This is a genomic window from Glycomyces sp. NRRL B-16210 (assembly GCF_000719515.1).
Taxonomy (GTDB): Bacteria; Actinomycetota; Actinomycetes; order Mycobacteriales; family Micromonosporaceae; genus Glycomyces.
In genome coordinates this window covers 79,664-105,410 of the sequence record NZ_JOGR01000006.1, presented here as the reverse complement: position 1 = coordinate 105,410, position 25,747 = coordinate 79,664, and the positions used below count along the sequence as shown (strand labels likewise).

Here is a 25,747-nt window from a genome sequence, read left to right as displayed (position 1 = left end):
TTCGGAAGGAAATTTAAGGCTCACTGCTCGTGAAGTCAAACACACCATGGGTAATCAGTCCTCGTCGAATGCGGTCCCGTTGTGCGAATCCGACGGTCCGCGGAGGGCCGACATGGCGACGTATGCGACACGAGCGAAGACGTAAGCATCCCGCCTTGCGGAACCCTACAAAAATCAGACATTTCGCCACGACGCGCCGAAAACACCGAATGCGGCGGCCCGCGATCGTGGCCGATGCCTCAATCGCGAACACCGCCTACGATGAGTGACTTGAAGAATTATTCAATTACTCAAGTTGTCGAGTGATGGGGAGTGCGCGATGCCGGTTCCGCTGTACCAGGTCAAGGCCGAGTTCTTCCGGATGCTCGGCCACCCGGTCCGGATCCGGGTGCTCGAACTCCTCGGCGAGGGCCCCAAGCCCGTGCGGGAACTGCTGGCCGACACCGGCGTCGAGGCCTCCAGCCTCTCCCAGCAGCTCGCGGTGCTGCGCCGCGCCGGGATCGTCACCTCCGAACGGGAAGGCTCGACGGTCACCTACGCGCTCGCCGGCCCCGACGTCGCCGACCTGATGCGGGCCGCCCGGCGCATCCTCACCGAGATGCTCGCCGGGCAGGCCGAACTCCTCGACGAGCTCCGCGAATCCGACACCGCGGCGGCCGGGAAGTGAACAGCCGCAACGCGGTTCGCGCCTCATGGCGCCGACTGCGGGACCTGCTGCCGGGCAGGGCCGACCTCGCGACGGTCCGCCGCTCGCCCGGACGCGACCTGCTCGCCGGACTCACCGTCGCGGTCGTCGCGCTGCCGCTCGCACTCGGCTTCGGCGTCGCCTCCGGCCTCGGCGCCGCGGCCGGGCTCGCCACCGCCGTCGTCGCCGGCGCGGTCGCCGCGATCTTCGGCGGCTCGAACCTCCAGGTGTCCGGGCCGACCGGCGCGATGACCGTCGTCCTGGTCCCCATCGTCGCCCAGTACGGGCCGGGCGGCGTCCTCACCGTCGGGCTCATGGCCGGGCTCCTGCTCATCGCACTCGCGCTCGCCAAGGCCGGCAGGTACGTGCGCCTCATCCCAGCGCCGGTGGTCGAAGGCTTCACCGTCGGCATCGCGGCGGTGATCTTCCTCCAGCAGATCCCCGCCGCGCTCGGCGTGCCCGCGCCCGAAGGCGAGAAGGTCGCCCTCATCGCGTGGAGCGCCGTGCTCGACTACGCCGCGGCCCCGACCTGGCCGGCGGTCGCGCTCGCCGTCGGCGTCGCGGCCGTGATGCTCCTCGGCGCCAAATGGCGACCGCAGATCCCGTTCTCGCTCTTGGCGGTCGTCGTCGCCACGGCCGCGACCGTCTTGGCGCACTTGGAGACACCGCGCATCGGCGCACTGCCCGCCACACTGCCGGCGCCGTCGCTGTCGTTCCTCGAACCGTCCGCGATCCCCGGGCTCGCCGGGGCGGCGGTCGCGGTCGCCGCGCTCGCGGCACTGGAGTCGCTGCTGTCGGCGACCGTGGCCGACGGCATGACCGTCGGGTCCCGGCACGATCCCGACCGCGAGCTCTTCGGCCAGGGCCTGGCCAACATCGCCGCGCCGATGTTCGGCGGCGTCCCGGCCACGGCCGCGATCGCCCGCACCGCCGTGAACGTCCGCTCCGGCGCCTCCTCGCGCCTCGCCGCGCTCACGCACGCGATCGTGCTGGCGCTCATCATGCTCGCCGCCGCGCCGCTGGTCGCCCACGTCCCGCTGGCGGCGCTCGCCGGGGTCCTGCTGGCGACCGCCGTCCGCATGATCGAGGTCGGCTCGGTCCGGGTGCTGGCGAGGGCCTCGCGCTCCGACGCGGTGATCCTCGTGCTCACCGCCGCGGTGACGATCGCGGTGGACCTGGTCTGGGCGGTCATCTGCGGCCTGGTCGTGGCCGGGGCGTTCGCGCTGCGCAAGATCGCCGCCTCCGCGAGCATCGAGACCGTGCCGCTGCAAGAGGGCGACCACCACCTCGCCGAGCACGAGCTGCTGGCCGAGCACATCGTGGCCTACCGCATCGACGGACCGCTGTTCTTCGCCGCGGCACACCGGTTCCTGCTCACCCTGTCCGAGACGGCCGACGTCCGGGTCGTGATCATCCGGCTCTCGCGCATCAGCGCGATCGACGCCACCGGCGCGCTCGTGCTGCGCGACGCCGTCGAGCGGCTCGAACACCGCGGCATCGAGGTCTACCTGTCGGGGATGCGGCCCGAGCACGGGAAGGCGCTCGCCGCCGTCGACCTGCTCGACCGGCTCCGCAAGGAGGGCAAGGTCTTCGAGGCAACGCCCGGGGCGATCGCGGCGGCGCGCGGCCACCTCGCCGAGATCGGGGTGGTGCCGGGGCAGCGGGCCGAGACGCGCGGACGCGCGGCGTGAAGTTCGGCTCACCGCCGCGCGGGTCCTGACCTCCGCAAACGCGCTAGGATCGGTGGCGGACCGACGGTCCCCATCATTCGCAAAGCGGCACAACAGGACTATAATGCAGCAAGGAACCCGGAACCCGGAACCCGGAACCCGGAACCCGGAACCCGGAACCCGGAACCCGGTAACGCGTTGGCCGCTTGACGGCCCCACCGCTCCGTTCCAGCGCCGCATCGTCCTCGCCGGCAGCACCGTCCAAGCCCTCAACCGGCTCTTCTACGACGTCGAACCGCTCCTAGCCGCCGACCGCCGACTCCTCGTGCGGTACTCGCTCTTCCACGCCGAACGCCAGCGCAGCGGCCGCCACTTCGCCCGCCGACACGACATCGACCTGCTCGACTGGGCCACCGTCACCGCCGACCCGCCCGACCTCATCGTCGCCTCCGGCGCGACCCGCACCCTCCACGAACCCGGCCGCGATGTCGCCCTGATCCCCCACGGCGCCGGGCACAACCGCTTCACCCCCTACTTCGACGGCGTCGCCGGACTCGCCCGCGGCCAACTCCGCAGCGACACCGGCCGCCTCCCCGCCTACCTCGCCCTGCCCGGGCCCGCAGCCGCCGAACGCCTCGCCGTCGACTGCCCGGAAGCCCTGCCGTGCAGCGAGATCACCGGCGACCTCTGCTTCGAACGACTCCGGCTCAGCGCCAGAATGCGCCGCGAATACCGCCGCTCCCTCGGCATCGGGCCGCGAAAGCGCCTGATCGCGGTCTCCTCGACGTGGCTGGCGCACTCACTGTTCGGGCAGCACCCCCGCCTGCCCGAGCGACTCCTCGAAGCCCTGCCGATGGACGACTACGCCGTCGCCTTCATCCCCCACCCGAACATCCTGTCCGTGCACGGCAGCATCGAGAGCCTCTTCCGGCGCCAACTGGAGAACGGCCTCATCATGGTCGACCCGGGCGAGGGATGGCGGGCCGCGCTGCTCGCCGCCGACGCGGTCATCGGCGACCACGGCTCAGTCGGCTTCTACGCCGCCGCGCTCGGCATACCGACCGCTGTGGCGGCCTTCGGGTTCGACGAGATGCCGGCCGAGTCCCCGCTGGCCGCCTTCGGCTCGCTGGCACCGAGGTTCGACCCGTCCGGGGACCTGCTCGCCCAGGTCGAGGCGCTGTGCGAGGTGCGGCCGCTCCAGAGCGAGTGCTTCGGACGGGCGCTGGCAGAGCCCGATCCGGGCCCGTCGCAACGCGTCCGCTCGGGCCTGTACCGAACCCTGAATCTCGACGCGGCCGAAGGCCCCGGCCCGCGCATGTTCGATCCTCCAGGGCCGGTGGAGCACTGGCGCCGGACCTCGGCGTGGCGCTGCGAGGTCGACTTCGACGGCGACACGGCGCGGTGGCTCCGGTTCCCTGCGGACGACGGACGCCGCCGCGCGGGTCATCTTGTGGCTGAGGTCCGCTGCCTGGACGTGGACGCGCGGGACCGGGCCGACATCGTGATCCGCCACCACGGTTCGCTTCCTGAGGCCGAGGCCCGCATAGAAGCGCGCAAGCTGCTGCGGGAGCATCCACTTGCGACTCTGGCAAGCGTGCGCACCGGGCCGGGTGCCTTGGTCTGGGAGTGCGCGGATGGCCGTGCGTTTCACGCGACTTGCCCGCCCGAATCAGCCGACGCGGCGGTCTCGGTGTGGTTCGCCGCCGGACGACCCGACTCCGGCGACTGGCGGCTCTCCGGTCCGGAAGGAACGCTCAGCGTTCGGAGGCTTCGCTGACGCCCAGGGCGTTGCGGATCCGGTCGGCGTCGAGCGGGGCGCCATGGGCCTCGTACAGGTGGAGGGCGCGCTCGAGTCGCTCCTCAGGCCTCGCGATCAGGTCCTCGTTCGAATGCGGGACCAGCACTTCGGCGACACGCTCGTGGGTCTCGGCGGCGAGCTGCCACAGCCCCTTGCGGATCGCGGTGGCGACGAACTGGTCCACTTCGGCCAGACTCGCGGCGTCGCGGAGTTGCGAGAAGTGCAGCATGGCGAGGTCGAGGCGCGTACCGATGAGGTTCCGGTCGTCCTTCTCGCCTTGGAAGATCACTGCGGCCCGTCGCCATTCCCGTTCGGCCCCTAGGTGGTCGCCTCGGGCGAGGAGGATCTCGGCCCGCACCCGCAGGCGGATGCCCACGGCCCGAGGCCGTTCGATCTCCTCGGCGCAGGCGATCGCGGTGTCGGTGTACGCGTCGGCCTCGTCGAGACGTCGTTCGCGCAGGCGCAGCCGCCCGAGCTGTTCGGCGACGATGCCCATCAGCTCGGTCCAGCGCCGCGCGTGCCGGCCGAGGCCGGGACCGCCCCGCGCCTCGGCAGCGGCGGCGAGGCCCCGGTCGAGCACCTGCCCGGCCTCGACGTACTCCTCGCAGCCGATGAGGCTGAGCCCCAGCAGAGCCGACAACTGCGCTTCGACCGCCGGGCCGTCGGCGACGGCGAGCGCGCTCCGGTAGCACTTGACCGCCTCGCGGTACCGGTTGGCGTTGGAGAAATAGGCCCACAGCGCCTCAGCGAGGGCCCAGGCCTCGTCCGTCCAAAGTCGATCGGCGGCGATCTCGACTGAGACCGACAGGGCCGCATAGAGGGTGCGCAGCCATTCCATGGCCTCGGCGGGGCCGCTGAACCCGGGAGGGCGCACGCGGCGGCCGAAGTCGGGGGCGAAACGCGCCCGGTCGCCCATGACGGCGAGGTCCGCGAGTTGGGCCCGCCGGACGTGCCAGGTCAGGGAATCCCTTCGGGCGCTGAAGATCTCGACGGGAACGGGGTCGCGAGGATCGAAGCGGCCCTCGGCGGCGTGCTCGACCCGGTACCAGCCCGGCCGGTGCTCGACGACCAGTTCGGCGTCGAGGAGTTCGGCGAGCGGCGCGGGGACCGCTTCGAGTCCCCAGCCCTTCGCGCCGGTGAAGATCCCTGTCAAGGCGCGCTCGAACTCGCGGTTCGGCAAGGCGGCGAGCAGGCGGTACAGCCATTTCGCCGATTCGCTGAGGCTCGCTTCGACCGTTTCGAGGAGGCTCTTGCCGTCCACGGCGTCCTGGACCTCGAGGAGGCCGGTGAGGGAACGGAGGCGGATGAGGCCGGCGAGCTTGCTCAGGTCGGAGGGGCGCGCACCGAACTCCGCGATCAGGCGCGGCGCGACCCCGTCGGGAAGGTTCGGGCAGGCGCACCGCAGGTACTCGGCGGCGATGTCCGGTTCGAGGGGGCCCAAATCGTGCACGAGGTACGGCTGGTCGTCCAGGGCGACGCTCGTGACCGCGAGGAACCCGGCGGTCGCCGAGGCGGGGCGGAACAGCGGGGCCTCGCGGCTGCGCGTGATGCGGTCGACGACCACCAGCAGCGACCGGTTCCGCGTCACCGACCGGAACACGGCGACGCGGCCTTCGAGGCTCGGGGGGATCTGGGCGGGCGCGACGCCGAGCCGGATGAGGACCGACTGCATGGCCTCCGAGGCTTCGTCCTTGTCGAGGTCGATGTAGACCTGCCCGTCGGGGTACCGGCCCCGATTGCGATCGATCGCCATCAACGCGACGGCCGTAGTGCCGGATCCGGCCTCGCCGTGCAGCGCCACAGGCCGGCCGTGTCGCAGCGCCTCGTCGATGGCGTCGAGGTCGCCGTCGCGACCGATCCAATCGGTCCGGACCGGGGAGCCTTCTTGCGGCACAACCACTTCGGGGCCGTTGTGCAGATGGAGGGCGTCGATTCGTCCGGCCTGCACCACGTTCGGGTTGTCACCGTTGAACGTGTTGTGGGCGGCGAACGGTTCCTCTGTCATGCGGGCTCCCGAAATGTGCGTTGCGCTCAGACCATGTTCCCACAGAAGTCCCGGAGCCTGAGGATTCGCTGCGCCCGCCGAGAGCCTCACCGTGCCGGCGACCGCTCATTCGCAGCCGACGCCGTCTCCGTCGCGGTCGAGGTGCTTGCCGTAGCCGGGATCGCCGCGGTAAACGGGCGCGGCTCCCGCCGCGCGCGCCGCGTCGCAGTTCTTGTAGTGGACATCCGAGCTGTCGCCACTGCCGCCGCTGTCGCCGCCGCCACCGCCATTCCCGCCGCCTCCGTTGCCTCCGCCACCGGAGGAGGAGTCCTCGCAACCCACGCCGTCGCCATCGCCGTCGAGGCCGGGCCGATAGCCGGGTTGGCCTTCGAGGACGGGTGCGGCGCCCGCAGCTCGGGCGGCGGCGCAGTTCTCGTAGTAGACCTCCTGCGACTTGGTCGTCTCCTCGACCCGGGCCGCGGCCTCCGTCGTGGGCTCGGGTTCGGGCTCGGTAGTTGAGGCCGCCTCGGTCGGCGCGGGACGGGTGGTCGGCGCGGACTTGGAAGGAGAAGAAGTGACCCTCTCGGACGTCTCGACCTCGGTCGCGACTTCGACGGGTGCCTCCGGATCGTCGTCGCCGCCCATGGCGTTGATGACGCCGCCGCAGCAGAGCACGAGGCCGGCCAAGACCGAGATGGCAAGCGTCTTCCCGAGATTCGTGAGTCGGGACCAGGCTTTGGCGATGGCCTGCTTCGGGTCTGTGTTCAAGGGATCGGTGGTCACGGGAACTCCAATGGACTATGTGGAGGAGTGCGGGGTAGATGCAGGCTATGCCTGTTGTAGACCCCGGAGAATCCTCCTCGCGGTTGACCGCCCACCAACCGTTAGGCCTCCCCCGTTCGTGTCACCCCGGAACTCACCCGAGCAGAAAGCAACCGACCGCCGCTCCAGGGCCGACACACCCAGGCAGGCGGCCGCGGCCCCGACCCGACGCACTGGTGAATACTGTGGAATGCCGACCTCAGTCCGAATGGCCCCACCAGCGCCGCACCTAAGAATCCGATTCCCTATCGTGACTGTCGCCACTCTTAGTTGCAACCGGGAAGTCGTCTCCCCAGATCACCGCAATCGGCGAGTGCGACAAAGCGCGATACGACAAAGAAAGACCCGGTCTCCTCTTTCGAGAAAACCGGGTCTCACTTGATATTCCGTGGTAGCGGGAGGCGGATTTGAACCACCGACCTCCAGGTTATGAGCCCGGTCCTGTCGTAATTGCGACGACCCTGTCCGGGCAGCGAGTTCAACTGAAAACTGGTTCTTGACCAGGGAAAACATAGGTTTTCAACGTACCTGTGCGTACCCCTAGGTCCTTGTCGATCGCGAGTGGTCTGACAAGCGAAAAACAAGCGAGAACCGGAGCTCCCCCATGGGCTACTGCAACAAGAAGACGAACAGGTTCGGCCAGGAACGCTGGACGGCCATGTTCCTCGACCGCCACGGCATCGCGAGGTCCGCCGGGACCTACGACTCCGAGGAGGAGGGCAACGACGCCTGGAGGGAAGCCGAGAAGAAGGTCCAGGCTGGCAAGGGCGACGTCTTGGTCCGCGGCAGGACTCTCTTCCGGGAGTACGTCGAAGAGACCTGGCTCCCCCACCTGACGGTCGAGGTCAAGACCCGCGAGGTCTACACGTACCAGCTCTACGCGCACCTCATGGCCTTCTTCGGCGACAGGCCGATGCTCGACATCTACACCACCGACATCAAGGAATGGCTCTCCGAGCTCAAGGACCAAGGCGTCTCGGCCACCACGAGGAAGCGTCTCAAGCAGCTCCTGAGCTCTATCCTCGGCAGTGCCGTCAGCGACCGATACCTCGCCGAGAACCCGTGTCTTCTGGTGAAGACCGACCCGGTTCCCAAGAAGCCGCTCACCATCATCACCCCCGCTCAGTTCGACGTCTTCTATGTGGCGCTCCCCGACGCCATGTCGAAGCTGCTCGTGGAGACCGCGATCGAAACCGGAACGCGGTGGGGCGAACTCACCGAACTGCGCGTGTCGGACTGGGACCCCGAACACAAGGCGTTCACGGTCTGCCGCGCCGTCGTTCAGATCAGGCCCGAGTTCCATCCCGAAAGCAAGCGGTTCTTCGTCAAGGACTACCCCAAGGACGGCGAGTACCGCCTCATCAAGGTCGCCGGCCACCTCGCCGAGAAGATCGACGCCCACATCGAAGCCAACAACCTGAAGGAGAACAACCTCCTTTTCTGGTACGAGCCCCAAGCCCGTCTCACCTCCACCTGCGCCAAGGTCGAGCTCGGGAAGCCCTCGGGTCGCACCAAGCGGAATCGACGCGGTCAGACCTTCGCCCACGGCACTATGAGCGCGTACACCGCTGGGCGCTGCCGCTGCGCCTATTGCAGGGAGGCGATGGCCGCCTACCGCCGCAAGCGTCGCGCCAGCGGCAAGGACAACCCGCGGAAGCCCCGGGTCTGGGACACGGACGGCCACATACCCAACCGATGGTTCCGCGAACAGATCATCAAGCCCGCATTGAGATCAGCGGGTATCAAGGTCGACATTCGGATGCACCTGCTTCGGCATGCACATGCGTCCTGGCTGCTCAACGGCGGCGCCGACCTCATGGTTGTTAAGGAACGACTCGGGCACGCCAGCATCACGACTACCGAGCGATACCTGCACACCGTTGCGAACGCAGACGAGACCGCACTCGCAGCGCTCGACAAGGTTCGCCAGCACCAACGACGAGAGATACCGTCCGAGCCGGACAATCGCAACAGTCACCACCGATCAGAGCCGATGTCGAACGAGCAGCTGCTTGCTCAGATGGCATCGCTTCAGGCCGAGCTCACGAAGCGCCTCGGAGGGAGCAACGGAGGGGCGGCGGCTGCATGAAGCGCTTTCAAAGAAGGAAGCGAGCTTCCAAGGCGGAAGAGCAGGGTGCTCAAGCGAGGGCGGACACCGCTGCCAATGCTTCACCACTGATGATCGACGCCGTCCCGATCGGCCCCGGCCTGCTGTATCCGGACATGCTGCCCGCGAACGTGTGGGGATCGAACCTTCGAGGAATTCTCTCCAGTGGCGACTGGGATCGGATTCGCATCCCCGTCTGCGAACGAGCCGGAAATCGCTGCGAGGTCTGCGGGCAACCCGGATTTGATCCTGAATCCGGCAGGCCGAGACGGCCCGACTGCCACGAGCTCTGGCACTTCGAGGTGGCCTCAACCTCGGCGGTACAGCGACTCGCTGGGCTCATCGCACTGTGCCCGGACTGCCACCGCGTTCAACATGCGGGGCGTGCGGCGGTCAAGGGTGAACTCTCGCTGGTCGTCGAACAGCTCAGGGCCATCAACGGCTGGACCGACCCCGAGATTCGACTAGCACTCGAAAACGCCGACGAACGTTTTCAGTGGCGGCGACGATACAGATGGGATCTGAATCTAGGTCTTCTAGCTCCTGAGATCCACATCCCTGGCAGTACAAACCTGATCATTCCTGCGTCCCAACGGATGAGACTCGGGAATTCGTACCTCGGTAAGTAGCAGACATCGCGGGCGGTGCAGAGTCCCTGCATCGCCCGCTGACCCGCTCGGCGGCGCAAGCTCTGTAACGCCAGACACCGCACGAAACGGGTATGGAGGTCGTGCAGCCAGCTTGACTTCACGCTACGTTGAGGCCAATGGCTGAAAATCTTACCCGCAAGTCCCACAACGAGACACGAGAGCGCTCGACAATCTGGCGGTCTCCGGAGTTCTGGGGAACGATTGCTCTCTGGACAACCCTTGCGGTTGCCGCGACCGTCGGAATGTACTTCTGGTTGATGGCTGACATCGCCGCGCTTGATCACAGCAATCCAGCCGAACGCGTCGACTCGGTAATCCAAGGTGTGCAGGCCAAACACGTCGCTGTGCTCGCAGGGCTAGGAAGCGCCACGATCGGCGTCCTCCTTCTGCGATTTCGCAAGCAGCTCCATGACGAACGAGAGTCCGAGCGGGCACACAAGGCCCGAGAGCGCCAGCTCGCGAATGCTGAGCGTCAGCTCGAACACTCTGAGCGGCAACTCGCGCTGCGCGACGAGGAGATGAGAGATGCCCGTCTAGATTCAGAGCGGCAGCTCGCATTGCGCGACGAGGAGATGCGAAACACTCGTGCGGATGCCGAACAGCGCAGAATCCTGGACCACTGGGCTAGGGCAATCGACAAGCTCGGCAGTGAAAGCTCCATGGTCAGGATTGCCGGTCTGCATCTGCTCGAAGAACTCGCACGGCAATATGAAGACAAGCGACAGGCAATCATCGACCATATATGCGCCTACCTACGCCAGCATTATCAACCTCCACAGCACGAAGCGACCGGTTGGCCAGGTGTCTCGGGACCACTGCCTGACTTGTTTGGACCACTCCCACCGGCACCAAATCATGAGGTGGATCAGGAACGTCAGGTTCGCCTTGAAGCGCAGCGAATCCTCCAACGGCACTTGAATCGGGTTGAGCACGCCGAAGAATATTGGGAGCACGATCGCATCATTCTCGCTGGAGCGTTCCTAGAGAACATAATCTTCGATGACTGCGAGCTTCACGGCGCCGACTTCTCCAGCGCGGTCTTCGTAGACTTCGCCGAGTTCTCCCACGCAAAGTTCCCGACCGGGGCAACCTTCCGTGCGGCTCGATTCGAAAGCACTGCCAATTTCATCGAAGCCGAATTCGATTGCGATCTGGAATACCTCGCACGCCGCAAGCCCGGTCAGGTTCAATTCAGCGAGCAATTCTGTGCCGATTTTCGAGACACCATTTTCCGTGGTGACTCCGAGTGGACCGTTACGAAGTTCCATGCCGATGTCACGTTCTCCAATGCCCGCTTCTCAAAATGTGGATTCTCGGCGGCTTCATTCAATAAGAGCGCATTCTTCCAGAATGTCACATTCGATGACATGCTCTTCTTCGACGTTCGCAGATGTTACATGGCGCATTTCAACGGCGCAAAAGCGACATCCAAACAGCCACACCAACTCCATGACGCAATGATGCTCGAACTTGATCCGAATTCGAACTTTTACCGCATGAGTTGGTCACTTGATCTCGCCTATCACTCAACTGATAACGAAACCCGGCCTCCACGCCAGGACTGACCTAGGACCTCCCTGATACCGGATGCCATGTGTCCTTTATTGTCAGACCAGCTTCTTTTGAAGCTCTGAGAGGGCGATGGCCGCTCGTTTCTGGGTGGCTTCGTAGAGGTCGATGGCTTTGGGGTCGGTGGCGCGGACCCAGGCGTCGGTGCCGTCGAGGTTCCACCAGTGGCCGGCGTATTTGACGGTCATGTCGAGGATCGGGGAGAGCGGGGTGACCTCGCGGTCGAGCCAGTGGCGGCGCATCTCGGTGGCGGTCATGACCTTCGGGAGGCGGTGGGCGGGGAGCTCGGTCTGGGAGGGGCGGCGGTTCATCGCGCACCACCCGCGGGCCCCTGCGTGGGTCCTTGGTGGTGTTGGGGTTCGGGTGGGGCGTGGGGGTCGATCTGGTTGGCGTGGTGGAAGACCGAGGCCGAGCTGACGGTCCGGTCCAGCAAGTGCGACTCACGCTGCTCGGTGAGGCTGGCCTTGATGTCTTCAGTGAGGAGAGTCTTGGCGGTGTCGATACCGGTCTTGTGGTCGGTGTCGGTGCGGGCGAGGCGGGCGACGAAAGCAGCGTCGGGCTCGCTGTAGTTCGGCGTGGTGTCGCCAAGGCCGATGGCGATCTCGCGAGCTTTGGCGATCTGCCAGACCAGGCTGATGTCACTGGTGTGGTCGCCGTCCCAGCCTGCGGAGGCGACGGCTTCGTAGGCGACGCGGCAGCGGAAGTCCTGAACAGCTTCGGGCGGGACGATGCCGACGAGGGTCCGGGCTTGTTCGGGGTAGGCCATGAGCGCGGCGACGAGGAGTTCTTCGTGGCCGGTGCGGGTGGCGGTCTCGGGGGCGATGGCGGCGACGGCCTGGTCGGGCCAGGGGGTGTCGAAGAGCCGCTGGTAGTGCTCGGCGTGGCGGGAGTTGAGCCGGGGCGTGTCTGGGTCCGGGTGTTCGCCGTCGGCGAGGGCGGTGGCTGCGTAGACCGCGAGGTCGCGTTGCGCGCTGCCGCCGAGGACCATGCTCACGTAGTGAGGCGCCTCGGTCTCGGTGGGGGCGTCGGCGCGGAGGCGTTCGAGTCGTTCGGCGTCGAGGCCGGGGGCGTCTGCGCGTTCGGCGGCGGCGCGGGTGAGGTCGGGGCCGTGGAGGTCGGGGTGTTCGCGGTGGAGGTCTTGGACAGCTTGGTAGACCGCGGCGTAGCCCGGGTGGGCAAGGTCGCGGGCTTCGATGGCACCGACGGCGAGTTCGGGCCGGTCAAGGACCAGGGCGAGATAGCGCCGCTCGGCTTCGGTGATGAGGGTCGACATCAGTTGCGCTCCCTAGTTCCCGGGCTCGGTGGCGGCGAGGTTGTCAAGGCGGCGGTGCATCTCAGGGTCGGTGATCTTGACCCAGTCCCCGGTCTCGAGGTCGCGGGTCCACCAGTCGCCGAGGGAGTGGACATGGTCGCTGTCGGGTCCGTCGAGTCCGCGCGCGGAACCGAGTTCCAAGCGGCGGTGCATCTCCGCGGCGTCGAGGCGTGGTGCCCGGCTGGGCGATGTGCCTGTACTCGTACTCGGTGCGTCGATGCCGCATCGAGGGTCGGCTGCAAGCCACGCCGTCTTGAGGTCGGTTTTCGACCGGTCTGAGAGGCGCCGGCCGCTGCCGTGTTCGGCGGCGCAGCGTTCGGCGTAGAAGGTGATCTGGGTGAAGAGGTTGCGCAGGTCGGTATGCCAGTAGCGGGCGTGCTGGGCGAGGCCGCCGGCTTCGTGGCCGGTGAGGACGCCGGTGTCGGTGTCGGTGGTGTAGAGGGCTTCGCGCCACATCTTCAGCGTCCAGAGCTCTTCGATGATGCCGGGGTGCTGGGGCCAGCATTCGGGCAGGCGCGATTGGATGGAGAGCTCGTAGCGGTCGTGGAGCCAGGCGACCCATTCGACCAAGCCCGCCCAGGCGGCGCTGCGCTGCTCGTCGCTCATCGCGTGCCACTCGGTCAAGCGTCCTTTGATCGCGAGGACGCCGGAGCCGCTTCCCTGCGAGCCGCCGCCCTCATTTTTTGCGGGAGTTCGGCCGCGGCGCACGCTCGGTGTCGTGGGTCGTTGCGGCTGCTGTGCCTGTGTCATCGCCAGTCCCTTCGTTCGACAGCGTGGTCAGGGCGTTCCCAGACCGCGCCGATCGGTTCGGCGACGGCCGCGCCGCGGCCGAGCATCTGCTTCGTCTCCGCGGCCGACCGCTCGTAGTCCTTCGCTTCTCGCGATTGGTAGTGGCGCCGCATGTAGGTCTTGATCGCGGGGGTGGAGGCGTGGACGATGAGGGCTTCGCCGCGTTCAGCGTCGAGGGTGCGGACTTCGGCGGCGGTGATCGTGGAGCGTTCGTGCTCGGCCCGGGACCTGGAGGTGCCGTTCGGGCCGTGCTGTTCGTTGACGACCTGTTCGCGCCAGGTTCCGGCGAGGTCGGCGAACCACTTCGACTCCTCCCCCGCGAGGCCCGCGAGGGCGACCTTGACCGTGGAGGCGCCCCAGAGCATGTCGGCGCCGTCCCTGCCCCAGCGCTTGCGGGCGGCGGCAATCTCTTGGAGGACCGCGACGATGAAGATCCCCGAGCCGGCCGAGTAGGACATGAGGGCGGGGAGGTTCTCGAGGGCGACGACGTTGCCGACCTCGTCGAGGAATTCGCCCAGGGGCGGGTCGAGGCGCTCGGACTCAGATTGGTCGGCGAGGTGGAGGGCGACTTCGTTGACTTCGTCGACCAGGGCGTTGATGATCGGGGCGAGTTCGCTGGTCTGCATTGCGGGGGCGAGGAGATACATGGTGCCGCAGTCGCGCAGGAACTGCTCGATGTCGATCGATTCATTGGGGTGGCAGGAGAACAGGCGGCGGGCCTTGGCGGACAGGAGCGGAGTGATGGCCGTCTGGACGGTGTTGAACAGGTCGCCTTTGGAGTCAGAGTCGCCGGTGTAGAGGGAGAAGAGGTTGCCCGCCACGCCGCTTACGGCGCTCGGGTTGGCGCGCAGCAGGGTGATCGGCTCGTCGTCGCGAGGATCGAGCGCCCAGCGCACCACGTCGTCCATCGTGCGGCCTTCGAGAGCCGCGATGTGGAGCCAGGCCGAAAGGAGGTTCACGGCGTTGTTGCGAAAATACCCGGCGTTTGTGGAGTCGCCGTCGCTGCCGACGGTGACCATGACGTTCGCCCTTCGCCGGGCCCGGTCGTAGTCCTCGCATCCGGCGACCGGGCTCCACCTGAGCGGGTAGGGCCACTCGGTGTCGGAAACGTCCAGGACCGCGACGGGCCCGATCTTGCGGCGGATCTCGTGGGTGGCGAGGACCACATCGCGGCGGATCGAGGTGGTCAGCGCCGGGCCGGGCCAGCGCCGCAGCCACGGGATGATGACTTGCGAGGTCTTGCCTTGGCGGGGTGCGGCGAGGACGAGGATGGAGTTCTCGATGCTGGCGGCGAGACGCTTGGCGCCCACGCCGACCGTCCTCCCGAGGTCAACGGCGACCTCATAGACCGCGACGCGGCCACTCAACCCGGGTCGCAGGCGCTTCGCCTTCTTCAAAGCGGCGCGGTGGGTGAGGGCGCGTTCGAGTTGGACACTGGTGGCAAAGCCCTTAGTGCCGCCGAAACCCGCGAACACCTTGACCAAGCCGATCCCGGCGACCGTGATCGCGGCGAACGCGAGAACGGCGGCGAGCGTGAAGCCGACCGGGCCGGGCAGATGGCCGCGGACACCAGCGGGCCAGGCTCCAGCCGGGTCGGCGATCGAGCCGGGCAGCGCGAACGCAACCTGCACCGTCTCCTCAATCCCCACGTCGATCCAAGTCCAGGAGAAGAGCACGGCCGCAAGCTGGCCGGTCAGCCACACTCCAGCCAAGAGGCCGATGACGATGTAGGCGCAGGCAAGGAAGATCATGTCGCTGCCGAAGCTGCTGGTTCCTGAACTGCTGCTCATGACACTCCTATAGGGACATGCGTTCGTTGGTCCAAGTGAGTTCCTGCTCGATGGGGGTGAGCATCATCTGGACGACGTGGGAGGAGGAGCGGCCGATCTTCCAGATGGCACGGCCCTTGTGCTGGCCGGTCCAGGAGGCGATGTGCTGGCATTCGGTGTCGGTCAACCCGATCGCGTCGCGGGTCATCGCCAACGGGGCGGTGTCTTGGGCAAGGCAGATCCGCACGTCGCAGGAGCTGATGAGGCCCTTGGCGATCGAGACCTCCTCGCTGCCGGCCGCGCCGACGGCCTCGAAGTCGGAGAGCCGGTGCGTGGAGAGGATTTCGATGGTGCCGTTGGAGCGGGAGAGCCGCAGGTCGGCGTCGAGCTTGCGCACCATCGCGGGGATGCGCATCGCGCGCCACAGCTCGTCGCGGATGACGAGACGCACTGGGCCGTTCGGGTCGTCGATGGCGGTCTGGCCCCAGCTCGAGGCACAGGCAAGCGTCATGGCGACCGTCTCGTCCCCGCGGCCCTTCATGCGCTCGAGGTTCACCGTCTGGATCGGAGCGTCGAAGTCGAGCCGGACGGTGGTCGGGCCGTCGAACAGGCCCGACAGGCTGCCTTGGACCATGTTGCCGAGCGCGTCCGCGGCGGGCCGGATGCGCTCGCGCAGCTCCTTCACCGAGTCGGCGCGCAGCTCCTCGACCATCACCGGGTGCGGGTCGCGGAGCACGGCCCACACATCCGGGATGGTCGGGTCGACGAGTTCAGAGTTGCCGTCGTGCTCGCCGGAGATGTCCTTGATCGCGTATGCGAGCGCCGCTTCCTCGGTCGGGTCGAGCTTGCGATCGAGCCGGACTTCCAAGAGGGAGGAGAGGAGGGTGACGCGGCGGCGGTGGATCTCGGCAAGCCGGTCGCGCAGCTCGATGGGGTCGGTCGGCAGGTGCCGACCTAGGGGCCCGGAGTCGAGCGGGTTGAGCCGGGTAGGGAGCCCGGGGCCGAGCTCGACCGGTTCGACGCCGAGTGCGCGGGCGACCTTGGCGTACTCGTTCTTGATGTCGCCCAACACGAACGTCTTCACGCCGTAAGTCAGCAGCCGAAGGGCCAGGCCCTTGATGGTCGCGGACTTCCCCGAGCCGGGAACCCCGGTGATCAAGAGGTTCGGGTTCGAGGTGAGGCCGCGGTGGAGCCATTCGACAGGGTGGCAGGAGAACGCCCCGCCAGTGAGGCAGTCCACGCCCATGTACGCCCCGACCGGCGGCAAGGACTTCCCATACAGCCACGGGTAGAGTCCCTGGACCTGCCCGGTCGAGGACCGGAATGCGGGCAGGTTCGGGATGCGAGGGGCACGGCCGGAGAACGGCTTGGCGACACCGCGCCGCGACGGGATCGGCTCCGGGCGCTCGCGGCGCTCCCTTTCCCGCACGGGCGCTTCGGCCGCTTCGGTTGGGGCGAGCACATCGGCGAGGTCAGCGTGCGGGAGGTGCTGGGCGGCCTTGGCCGCGCGGCGGCGTTCGAGTGCCTGCTTCACTGGGACCACCGTGCCTTCGGCAGGCCGAACCCCAAGGGGAGGGCGGACATGGCGAAGCCGATGTCCTGGGTGTTCCACATCCGGTCGACCTCGATCCGGGCCGCCGCGGCGTCGGCTTCGAGCGCGGCGGCGGCGTCTTCGAGTTCCCGGTGCGAGGCGTCGCTGGTGTCGTCGAAGTCGGTGACCGTGATGGTGATGAGTCCGGTGAACCGGACGAGCCCGTGACCGTTGGCGCGCTCGACGTCCTGCTGGGCCGCGCGGTCAAGGGCGGCCTGCTCGTGCTCGGGCACAATCTGCCCAGTGCGCTGGCGCATCCGCACGGCGACCGACCGGGCCGTCCGTTCCTTCATGACCTCCTTCTCGGCCTTGCGAGGACCGAGCGGTTCATGGTGCATGGAGAAGGTCCGGCGGTGCTGGCCCTCGCCGAGTAGCGGCGCGAGCACCGTGGAGTAAGTGCGCGAGCGCGGCCAGTCGTACACCCAGTAGGTGATCGAGGCGGACCCGTCATGGAGGTAGTAGCCGGGGCGGGCCTCGGCCGAGGCCGGCCGGGCAAGGACCGGATCGATGCCAGCGGGCAGGCCGCCCCGGTCGGCGGCTTCGCGACGCTCGGCCAGCGAGCGCACCATGTTCGGGGTGAACGCCGAGCGGACGACTTCGGCGAGCTCACGCGGTTGCAGCCAGGACTGGACGGCCAGGTCGGCGCCGCCGATGGACGCGGTCAGCGAGATGACGTGGCGGGCGAGCACGGCGGACGCGGCTCGGGAGCCGCCGCCGGCCGATCGGATCGCCGAGGCTGCACGGCGGGCGTCCATGGTGAAGGCCAGGAACGACTCCCGGCTGGAGGTTGCCAGCGTCGCGGTCGACAGCAGCCCCTCGGTGATCGCCTGTGTGACCTCGGGCGCTTGCGGGTCGGCGTGGTCGAGGTGCCAGCGCCGCAGGGCCGCACCGGATTCGGGCAGGAGGCGCTGGAACGCTTGGACGCGGATGATCGGGTTGCCCTCGGTGCAGAGCCCGGCGAGCAGGCCGCCCCAGCCCGCGACTCGCTGTTCGCGCCGGTCGGTGTCGACGAGCCCGAGGCCGGGGTAGGTAATGCGGGCGACCGCGGTGAAGGTCTTGTCGATGCGGTGATGGACGATCGCGATCGGCGTCCCATCGGGGAACTCGTCCTCCAGGATCTCGATCGGCGCCAAAACCCCCGGAAGGTCAGCGCGCTGGCGCTTCCGACCTCGTCTAACGCCGTGTCCGTGGTCGTGTCCGTGCCGTTTCCGGGCGGTGATGGAATCTGCCTCCGGCTCGGCTTCCTCTTCTGTCGCTTCGGGTTCGAGGTCGGTGGTGTCGATGACTGGGCTGGCGTCGGGGGCGAGGGCGCCGGAGGCGAACTTGTGGAAGTCGCGCCGCTTGCCGAGGTGATAGGAGACCCATCCGGTAATCCACTCGTCAGCGGTCCGCCCGCGGACTCGGAAGAAAACAAGCCCGACGGTGAGGGCGGCGATCGGCCAGACGATGACTCCGAACAGGAGGTCGGCGACGGTGAAGGGCCACACGGCCAGGAGTGAGGCGGCGCCGAGCATGAGCACACGCGGGCCGGACATGCCGAACATGAACGCGACGCGCTCGACCTGCCAGCCGAAGTAGCTGCGCGCTTCGGGCTTGGTCGGGTTGCTCATCGGTTACCTCCTTGGTCGGTGTGGCTGGGGGGCGGGGGCTGGATCGGCGGTGGTGGCGTCGGATTGCTTGCACTTCCGTGGTCCGGGGGAGGCGAAGCCGCCTGTGGGGCACCATGACCGGGGCGCGGCTCGCCGTTCGTGTCCGGACCGGGCGGTCGGGGTACCGGCTGGTGGTAGCCGGGGTAGCCGCCGGGGAGCGCATAGGGGTTAGCTCCTTCGATGCCGGCGCGGGCCGCGGTCTGCTCCATGCGTTGGGTGAGGGAGTTGGCGCCTCGCTGGACTCCGCGCAGTGCCATCGCCGCACCAGCGATCCACGGTCCTGCCGCGCCAGCGGCCTTCATGGCGCCGCCGCCGATCGCGCCGCTCTTGTTGCCCGCCATCGTCATGCGGCCACCGACGGCCGCCATTGTGCGGGCTTCGGCGGCCTGACCGAACTGGAAGGAGTTGGGGCTGCCGCCCATCGCGGGGGCTGATTGCGCGCTGAGAAACCCGGCTCCGGCCCCGGCGACCGCCGCGAGCCCCGAACCGCCGCCGACATGGGTGGAAGTGAAGGTCATGAATCTCGCCAGCGCGGGCCAGGCGAGCGCCGCGAGCAGGATGATGAGCATGCCGCTCAGGAGTGTGGCGACGTCAGTCGCGCCGGTGCCGTCCTCGGTTTCAGTCTCGCCGATCAGCCCGAACCCGATCGCGAAGATGATCGCGATCAACGGCTTCATGATGATGAGCTGAATCGTGGCGCTGACGAGTTTCGACCACCATTGCTTGGTGGTGTGGGACATCTGGCCGACCGCGGCGATCGGGCTGGTGGCAATCAATACCGCTATCGCGGCGTTGCGAAGGATCAGCTCACCCCAGAGCACGAAGAGCAAAGCGATGCCGGCCAGCGAGATCAGAAGGACCAGGGTGGCCGCGAGTTCGGGGCTGGCGCCGAAAGCGAGCAGTGAGGCGAGTTTGTCGCGGAGTCCGGCGTCGCCGTCTTCGAAGGTGAGGTCGATGATGCCACCGGCGAGTTCGTCCGAGGCGATGAGCGCCATCGAGCCGATGGTCAGCGTCGTCACGACCGCCAGGAGTGCTTTACCTAGGCCTACAACGGCTTCGACGACGGGTCGGCCTTCAGCGGTCATGACCGTTCGGATGATCTGGGTGAACATGATGAAGACCGAGACGATGGCGGCGATGCCCATGCTGATGGCGTAGACCTTGGAGATGCCGCCGCCGGCGAGGTCGATGTTCGGGAATGCGACGAAGGCTTCCGCGAACCACTCCATCATCTGCATCATCCCGGCCGCGGCGTCGAGCGCAAGGTCTCCCATCACGGTGCTGCCGATCGAGCTGCCGACGGTATCGCTGGCCTCATCTGCGGCGCCGGAGATCAGTTGGTCGATCGCCCACTTGTTGACGGGGCTGCAAAAGACGTAGTCAGAGACGGAAGTGGGGTCGAAGTCATCGCACATGGGCGGGCTCCTGGAGATGGGGATCAGGTTCGGGGCAGGGCGGGATCAGCGGGTGAGCCGGGACCAGCCGAGTTCGGTGGCTTCAAGTGAGCCGGGGTCGGCCAAGAGCGACTGGTAGTCCAACTCGCCGAACGGGAAGCCGTCGATCTTCCAGTCGCCCGATTCCCAGACCATGACGAGAGGGTTGAGCACTGGGGAGGTCTGCGGGAGGCCGTCATCGGTGTAGACGGTGGCCTCGCCCAGCAGCAGGAGGTTCACGCGGTCGGCCTCGTACCCGTAGGTCTGGTAGTTCGAGAAGGCCACGTTCAAGTCGATGCCCTCGGGCACCTCGCCTTCGGCGGGAACGCCGATCGATTCGCGCGAGTCGAGCGCCTTGGCCCGCAGGCCCTCGGTGTCGAGGTCGGCGAGCATCGACTCGGAGAAGATCGCTGCGCCGAGCGCTTCGCCCCGGTCGGGGTCGAGGTTCGCAGAGTAGGTCGACCAGTACTCCACACCCGCGGAGATCGCCCCGGTCAGGTCATGGTCGAACCCGACCCACATGCCCGAGACCAGCTCGGTGCCAACCGTGTCCAGCACCAACACTTCGGGCACATCTTGGTCGGGTACGACCGGACTCGCTTCGGCGCTGGGGCCGGTCGATGGCGAGGGTTGGTTTGCTGCCGCAGAGGCGTCGTCGTCTCCGGACTGGAGCGCGGCGATGGTGAGGATGCCGCCGAGTCCCAGCACCAGCACCACAACGAGCGGCACGACGAGTCGGCCCGATCGCGAACGCGCAAGGAAGTTGTTGCGTCCCATCGTCTCTCCCCCGCCTACGCGACGAAGGTCCAGGTCGTGTTCGTGACGACGATCCAAACCCCCGCCACGACGATGCCGACGAAGGAGCACAGGAGCGCCTTCTTACCGAGGTCGGCTGTGTCGGGGCGCTTGCTCGCGCCGCCGATGGCGATCAACGCACCCGCCACCACTCCGACGATGCCGCAGACGATGAGCACGATGTATTTCGCGGACGAGATCAGGAAGCTGACACCCTCTGATCCCCCGGTGGGGTCAACTGGCGCGGGATTCGGGACGAGGGCGAGAACGTCAACCGTTCTACTGGCAACCACGATTGCGGAATTAGCATCCATAGAGGGCACTCCTGAATGAGGTGGTTCATTTCCTGGGGGGAGACGATCAGACGTCCCTTCGGGGGCCGAAAGTGCACCTGCGGTCATCCGTTCGGCTCAATCGGTCGGCCTAACGTAGCGGCCATCACGGCCCTGCTGCAACTCCACGAAGAACTTCGTTACCATTTTGAGACATCAAACTTGCAGGTCAAGTGCCACTCACAATAGACACGTTACGTTGTGCTCGTACCTGAATACGACACGAAATGTCCGATCACGCCTGCTTGTCCCGTTCACGGTTTACTCGAACTCGGAGTCACCGAAACGACTTCGCGCGCGCTCAGAGCATCCCAAGTACCTACCAGTAACTTCTGAGTTCTATTTTCGTTGACTAAGAGCGATTTCAGGTAACAGATTTACAAAGTGGCACCCGCCGGTATTGACGATCAGTGTTGGGTGCCGCCTATATTGGAGCGCCGCATCGCGCGTTCCTCCTTCGATTTCCGCGCGATGCGCTCCCCGTCCCCGACGATCCTGGTACTCGACATGAACGCACGCGCCCCGATCGCCGCCTTGCTGGCGCTGCCGCTCGTTGCAGTTCTCGGCGCTGTCGTCCTAACGGCGGCAGCGAGCACCCCCGAACTGACAGACGGTATGTTCTACACCTGCCGGACTCAAGCCGAAGGTGCGGCGACCTTGATCGAGGAGACCGAGCTCTCCGACGAGCAGATCCAGAACGCCATCACGATCTACACCGTGGGCGCCGAACGCGGCCTGCCCGACCAGGCGATGGTCATCGCGCTCGCAACCGCGATGCAGGAATCCACACTTCGCAACCTCGGCCATCTCGGCGAGGCCAACGATCATGATTCGCTCGGCCTTTTCCAACAACGCCCGTCTTCGGGGTGGGGGACTCCCGAGCAGATCCAGGACCCGGTCTACGCCTCCACCAAGTTCTACGACAAGTTGGAGACCATCTCCGGTTGGGAGTCCATGCCGGTCACCGAGGCCGCCCAGAGCGTCCAGATCAGTGCGTTCGGCGACGCTTACGCGAAGTGGGAACCGCTCGCGCGACTCGCCGTCGGCCTGCTCGCGGCCATCGTCAACTGCGAGACCGCCGACCTCCCCAAAGGCGCCTGGACCAACCCGCTGCCAGGCGCCCCGATCGTCTCCGGCTACCGCACCGGCGAGCGCCCCGATCACGACGGCCTCGACCTGTGGGCCGACAAGGGCACCACCATCTACGCCGCCAGCGACGGCACCGTCAACCGAGTCCGCTGCAACGCGACCCTCTACGGCGCCGGCTACTCGTGCGACATCGACGGTTCCCCCGAGGTGCGAGGCTGCGGCTGGTACATGCAGATTGCCCACCCCGACGGAACCTTGACCAGGTACTGCCACATGGTGAGCGAACCGCTCCCCGAGGTCGGCGACACCGTCGAGGCCGGCGACATCATCGGCTACGTCGGCAGCTCTGGCAACTCGTCCGGCCCACACCTCCATCTGGAAGCGCACACCAGCCACGACGCTTCCAGCGCCGACGCAACCGACCCGCTTTCGTATTTTGCCGACCGCGGGATCAGCTTCTCCTCCTGACACGGCCCCGTGTAGGTTCTCACTTCCGTTTGCAATTTCTCACCGGAATGGCCAACGGTTCGTCCAACTGGCTAGACTCGTGAGAAGCGATGCCGTTGACCTGCGGCGCAACTGTCGGCTCCCAGTTTGTCTGTCGCAGGTCCCATTTCATCTTGCGAGAACTGGCGAGTTTTCGGCAAAGACAAGTTCGAGAGACTGGGGCAGTTGCGGCATAAAGGTGAACGAATTCGTACAGTTCGTTACCCGGACGGCACACTTTGGCCGTTCCCCGCGCCTCGCGGTACCCCTATCCTGGGACAATGCACCAGCAGCCTGCCCCGGGTAACACCCCCGCGATCCAGCCTCGGAGCAGCGCTTGGACGTGGACCGCGTTGATCGCCGCCCCCCTCATCATTGCTGCAATCTTCATCAGCTATTTCTTCTTCTCCGCGCCCATCCCCGACCGACCGCCCGCCACCACAGGCCTAAGCCCGCAGGAAGCCGCAAGCCAGAACGCAGCCGCGGAACTCGAACTCGCGCGCCTGCGCACCGAAGCCCGCCGCAACACCCTCGCTGCTGGCGGTGGCTTCGTGGCGATCGCCGCCCTCATCCTGGCGCTGCGCCGTCAACACCACCACGAGAAATCCACCTCTTTCGCCGAGGACGACGCCCTCCAGCGCCGGATCACCGATGCTCGTATCAGGGCAGTCGAGCAGCTCGGCTCTGACAACCCGGCCGTACGGATCGGTGGAATCCATAATCTCGAGCGAATCGGGCAGCAACACACCGAGCTTCGACAGGTTGTCCTCGACGAGATCTGCTCCTACCTCCGCCTCCCCTACACGCCACCAGCACCGGAGACGAAGAAACCAATCTCGGCAGCACTGTTCGAGCCAACCGGCCCTCCGCCCGCCGAAACCCACAGCGACCAAGCCGAACGCGAAGTGCGCCTGATCGCCCAAGAAGTCCTGCAACGCCACCTCACCCTCTACAATCAGGACCTGTACTGGCAGCATTCCCGCCTGAATCTCCGCAATGCCCACCTCGACGCCATCCAACTCGCTGGCGCCCACCTGTCCTGGGCCGACTTCACCAACGCGACCTTCACCGACACCGCGCAGTTCATGCGCGTGACCTTCACCGGCGACGCACGGTTTGTGTCCGTGACCTTCACCGGCAACGCGCATTTCGACAGAGCAACCTTCACCGGCAACGCGCATTTCGGTGGCGCAACCTTCTCCAGAACCACGCGGTTTACGGGCATGACCTTCACCGGGAACGCGTTGTTCATCGGCGCGACCTTCGCCGAGGACGCGTTGTTCAGAACCGCGATCTTCACCCGCGCGGCGAAGTTCGAGAGCGCGTCCTTCGGCGGATACGCGGACTTCAAAGGCACAACCTTCGGCGGTCCCATCGAGTTCGGAGGGGTGCGGGTTCAAGGCGCTCTCTGTGCGACCAGTCCAGCTTCGCTCGAGGTGCTACGACGGCAAGGCGTTTGCTTGCGTATCGAAGCCCATCACCAGCTGCCCAAAGAATGGGATTTGAATCCGGACCCAACCAACCCCGGGTGGGGACACCTCACCAACCAGACTGCGACAACCCCGGGTTGATCGGACGCGTGAAATGGGTCGTGCAACAGACAACCTGAGGCTCGATATGCAACCACGGCGATGAACGAACCGCGGGAAGGCTGCCTGAGGGAATGGTCACTCCCGTGAGAATCATGCCTGGCCAAACCAATGAGAGATCGAGTGGCACCGCTGGTCGCCGCGGGGAGGGCGGCCAAGCTCAATGAGAACCTACACCCCGACCCCGCAGCGGTCGACGGCCAGGACACTGGCACTAATCATCGTGGTTCCAGCTCCCCCAGCGCGGCGCGAGCTCCTTGAGGAAGCCCGCGATCGTCTGCTCTGTCAGGCGCTCGCCGAGTCCGGCATTGAGGCACTTCGCGCGGAGCTGCGCCGCGTGCTCGCCGAGCTGCATCCATCTCCCGGTGAACTCGGCCAGCGCGACACGGTCCCCGAGCTCACCGAGTTCCTCCCAGACGGCCATGAACTCCTCCGGGTCACCCACGGCCTCTTCGAGCGTGATTTCCTCAGGCTCGAAGGAGGACCCGGGCGCCAGCCCTTCCCAGATGTCTCGTCGGCAGCTCACCGCTCGCCCTCCGATTCCGACTTCGCGCCGTAGAGCAGTTCAAGGAGTTCTTCCACGACCACCCGGCATCGATTGCCGAGCTTGAGGACCTTCACCGGGAAGGTTCCGGCGCTCGCGTGCTCGTAGGCGGTGTTCCGGCTGATGCTCAGGATGTCGGCGGCCGTCATCAGCGGGCACGTGGTGCCCAGCGCTTCGATGTCCGCGCGCCGCCACATCCGATTCGCACTGAAGCGCGGGGGCTTGCTCGTCAGAGTCCGGTTCGGCATGACGCCTCCTATCTCGCAGTTTCGACAGGATCGATCTTGATCCTTTCGCTTTCCTGCATCGATGGTGCGCGAGTGGCTATCGTGACGGACAGAGGATTCGCAAAAACGACAGGAGCGAGATGGCACGCCCGAGATCGAGAGCCACTGGCGCCAGGGTGCTCACCCCCGCCGAACTCGTCCTGAACCGTATTCGCGCGATCCGCGAAGCCCAAGGACTCTCCATCACCGCGCTCGCCGAACGTCTCGCCGAGCACGGCTACGTGATCAGCGACAACCGCCTCTGGAACCTCGAATCGGGCCGGACCAAACTCCACGTCGACACGCTCTTCGCCATCGCCGCAGCCCTCGGCGTCTCCCCGCTCACCCTCCAAACCACACCTACCGACGACGAGGACGAGGAAATCCAGCCGGCACCTGGCGTGCGCGTCTCCACAGCTCGGTTCAACGCCTGGATGACCGGCACCAGCCCACTCCCCGGGGCGAACACATCGACGTACGCCGAATACCATCCACATGGGACGCAACTCGGCCGCTTCCGAGGCGACCTCGACCAACGCGCCCAAGCCCTGGCGCTCCGCCTCGCCTCCCGCGCCGACGAAACCTCCGCAGCAGCCGAGGCACTACGGGAACAGGCCCTCGCGTATGCCGCGAGCCTCCTCGAAGGCGAACCCTCCGAGGACGTGATCCGCTCAGCCGAGGCGCTGTCGAAGCGACTGGGCGTCGACTTGTCAAACCTCGAAGCTCGGCGTGACAAAGCGTAGAGTCACTTCCCAGCCGTCTTCCGCCGAATGAACACGTAGACACAGCAGACTGTGCTCAGTACCTCGCCCACCTCG

Annotated in this window: 22 protein-coding genes; 9 read left to right on the top strand and 13 right to left on the bottom strand. The window is 66.8% G+C overall.

Translation table 11 applies throughout. From position 1 onward, the window contains the following. Nucleotides 1–319 precede the first annotated feature (319 nt). From IF12_RS0109370 to IF12_RS23965, 3 genes are all read left to right on the top strand, one after another. Nucleotides 320–667, top strand: a complete 348-nt coding sequence (locus IF12_RS0109370; RefSeq protein WP_030157292.1) for a helix-turn-helix transcriptional regulator — start codon at nt 320–322, stop codon at nt 665–667. Then, nucleotides 664–2,376: a SulP family inorganic anion transporter gene (locus IF12_RS0109365; protein ID WP_030157289.1), complete on the top strand. Its 1,713-nt coding sequence runs from the start codon at nt 664–666 to the stop codon at nt 2,374–2,376. The genes IF12_RS0109370 and IF12_RS0109365 overlap by 4 nt, the downstream gene beginning before the upstream one ends. A gap of 103 nt (nt 2,377–2,479) precedes the next feature. After that, complete coding sequence (locus tag IF12_RS23965; protein ID WP_051704182.1) at nt 2,480–4,132, top strand: hypothetical protein; 1,653 nt, start codon at nt 2,480–2,482, stop codon at nt 4,130–4,132. On the opposite strand, the gene IF12_RS0109355 is transcribed toward IF12_RS23965, so the two are convergent. Beyond that, nucleotides 4,110–6,158, bottom strand: a complete 2,049-nt coding sequence (locus IF12_RS0109355; protein ID WP_030157284.1) for a hypothetical protein — start codon at nt 6,156–6,158, stop codon at nt 4,110–4,112. The two genes, IF12_RS23965 and IF12_RS0109355, sit on opposite strands and share 23 nt — an antisense overlap. 105 nt (nt 6,159–6,263) lie before the next feature. After that, on the bottom strand, nt 6,264–6,920 hold the full coding sequence (locus IF12_RS26130; RefSeq protein ID WP_051704181.1) for an excalibur calcium-binding domain-containing protein: 657 nt from the start codon (nt 6,918–6,920) through the stop codon (nt 6,264–6,266). Nucleotides 6,921–7,563: 643 nt separating this feature from the next. Between IF12_RS26130 and IF12_RS0109345 the strand changes: the two genes are divergently transcribed. The 3 genes from IF12_RS0109345 (at nt 7,564) to IF12_RS25560 (ending at nt 11,281) form a co-directional block, all read left to right on the top strand. Beyond that, the gene (locus IF12_RS0109345; protein ID WP_030157280.1) at nt 7,564–9,048 is read left to right on the top strand and encodes a tyrosine-type recombinase/integrase; all 1,485 of its coding nucleotides are present in this window, start codon (nt 7,564–7,566) and stop codon (nt 9,046–9,048) included. Continuing rightward, entirely contained in the window at nt 9,045–9,695 is a 651-nt protein-coding gene (locus IF12_RS25565; protein WP_133884206.1) for a hypothetical protein, read from the top strand. Before IF12_RS0109345 ends, IF12_RS25565 begins: the two co-directional genes overlap by 4 nt. 137 nt (nt 9,696–9,832) lie before the next feature. Beyond that, nucleotides 9,833–11,281: a pentapeptide repeat-containing protein gene (locus IF12_RS25560; protein WP_133884205.1), complete on the top strand. Its 1,449-nt coding sequence runs from the start codon at nt 9,833–9,835 to the stop codon at nt 11,279–11,281. A gap of 42 nt (nt 11,282–11,323) precedes the next feature. On the opposite strand, the gene IF12_RS0109325 is transcribed toward IF12_RS25560, so the two are convergent. The 9 genes from IF12_RS0109325 to IF12_RS25555 form a co-directional block, all read right to left on the bottom strand. Further along, nucleotides 11,324–11,596: a hypothetical protein gene (locus IF12_RS0109325; protein WP_030157272.1), complete on the bottom strand. Its 273-nt coding sequence runs from the start codon at nt 11,594–11,596 to the stop codon at nt 11,324–11,326. Continuing rightward, entirely contained in the window at nt 11,593–12,558 is a 966-nt protein-coding gene (locus tag IF12_RS0109320) for a hypothetical protein (protein ID WP_030157268.1), read from the bottom strand. The genes IF12_RS0109325 and IF12_RS0109320 overlap by 4 nt, the downstream gene beginning before the upstream one ends. A gap of 12 nt (nt 12,559–12,570) precedes the next feature. After that, nucleotides 12,571–13,221 carry a hypothetical protein gene (locus IF12_RS0109315; RefSeq protein ID WP_030157265.1) on the bottom strand — a complete coding sequence of 217 codons (651 nt, stop codon included), beginning with the start codon at nt 13,219–13,221 and terminating at the stop codon, nt 12,571–12,573. Between the two features lie 122 nt (nt 13,222–13,343). After that, complete coding sequence (locus IF12_RS0109310; RefSeq protein WP_081913436.1) at nt 13,344–15,176, bottom strand: type IV secretory system conjugative DNA transfer family protein; 1,833 nt, start codon at nt 15,174–15,176, stop codon at nt 13,344–13,346. Nucleotides 15,177–15,183: 7 nt separating this feature from the next. Further along, complete coding sequence (locus IF12_RS0109305) at nt 15,184–16,689, bottom strand: VirB4 family type IV secretion system protein (protein WP_030157261.1); 1,506 nt, start codon at nt 16,687–16,689, stop codon at nt 15,184–15,186. After that, nucleotides 16,686–18,356, bottom strand: coding sequence for an SCO6880 family protein (locus tag IF12_RS0109300; protein WP_030157258.1), 1,671 nt, complete (start codon nt 18,354–18,356; stop codon nt 16,686–16,688). The genes IF12_RS0109305 and IF12_RS0109300 overlap by 4 nt, the downstream gene beginning before the upstream one ends. Further along, complete coding sequence (locus IF12_RS0109295) at nt 18,353–19,810, bottom strand: hypothetical protein (protein WP_030157255.1); 1,458 nt, start codon at nt 19,808–19,810, stop codon at nt 18,353–18,355. Before IF12_RS0109295 ends, IF12_RS0109300 begins: the two co-directional genes overlap by 4 nt. A 45-nt stretch (nt 19,811–19,855) precedes the next feature. Continuing rightward, nucleotides 19,856–20,605, bottom strand: coding sequence for a hypothetical protein (locus tag IF12_RS0109290; protein ID WP_030157253.1), 750 nt, complete (start codon nt 20,603–20,605; stop codon nt 19,856–19,858). Between the two features lie 14 nt (nt 20,606–20,619). Then, complete coding sequence (locus tag IF12_RS25555; RefSeq protein WP_030157250.1) at nt 20,620–20,937, bottom strand: hypothetical protein; 318 nt, start codon at nt 20,935–20,937, stop codon at nt 20,620–20,622. Between the two features lie 675 nt (nt 20,938–21,612). Here IF12_RS25555 and IF12_RS0109280 point away from each other — a divergent pair. Beyond that, nucleotides 21,613–22,512, top strand: a complete 900-nt coding sequence (locus IF12_RS0109280) for a M23 family metallopeptidase (protein WP_197034666.1) — start codon at nt 21,613–21,615, stop codon at nt 22,510–22,512. Nucleotides 22,513–22,811: 299 nt separating this feature from the next. Beyond that, the gene (locus tag IF12_RS24860; protein ID WP_133884204.1) at nt 22,812–24,101 is read left to right on the top strand and encodes a pentapeptide repeat-containing protein; all 1,290 of its coding nucleotides are present in this window, start codon (nt 22,812–22,814) and stop codon (nt 24,099–24,101) included. Between the two features lie 232 nt (nt 24,102–24,333). Here the strand turns inward: IF12_RS24860 and IF12_RS0109265 are convergent, their stop codons facing one another. Together IF12_RS0109265 and IF12_RS26125 are read right to left on the bottom strand one after the other, a co-directional pair. Next, complete coding sequence (locus tag IF12_RS0109265; protein ID WP_030157240.1) at nt 24,334–24,645, bottom strand: hypothetical protein; 312 nt, start codon at nt 24,643–24,645, stop codon at nt 24,334–24,336. Continuing rightward, a complete protein-coding gene (locus tag IF12_RS26125; RefSeq protein ID WP_197034665.1) occupies nt 24,642–24,911 on the bottom strand; it encodes a helix-turn-helix domain-containing protein in 270 nt (89 codons plus the stop codon). The genes IF12_RS0109265 and IF12_RS26125 overlap by 4 nt, the downstream gene beginning before the upstream one ends. Nucleotides 24,912–25,030: 119 nt before the next feature. Between IF12_RS26125 and IF12_RS23955 the strand changes: the two genes are divergently transcribed. Beyond that, the gene (locus IF12_RS23955; protein WP_081913434.1) at nt 25,031–25,672 is read left to right on the top strand and encodes a helix-turn-helix domain-containing protein; all 642 of its coding nucleotides are present in this window, start codon (nt 25,031–25,033) and stop codon (nt 25,670–25,672) included. The last annotated feature ends 75 nt before the right edge of the window (nt 25,673–25,747 follow it).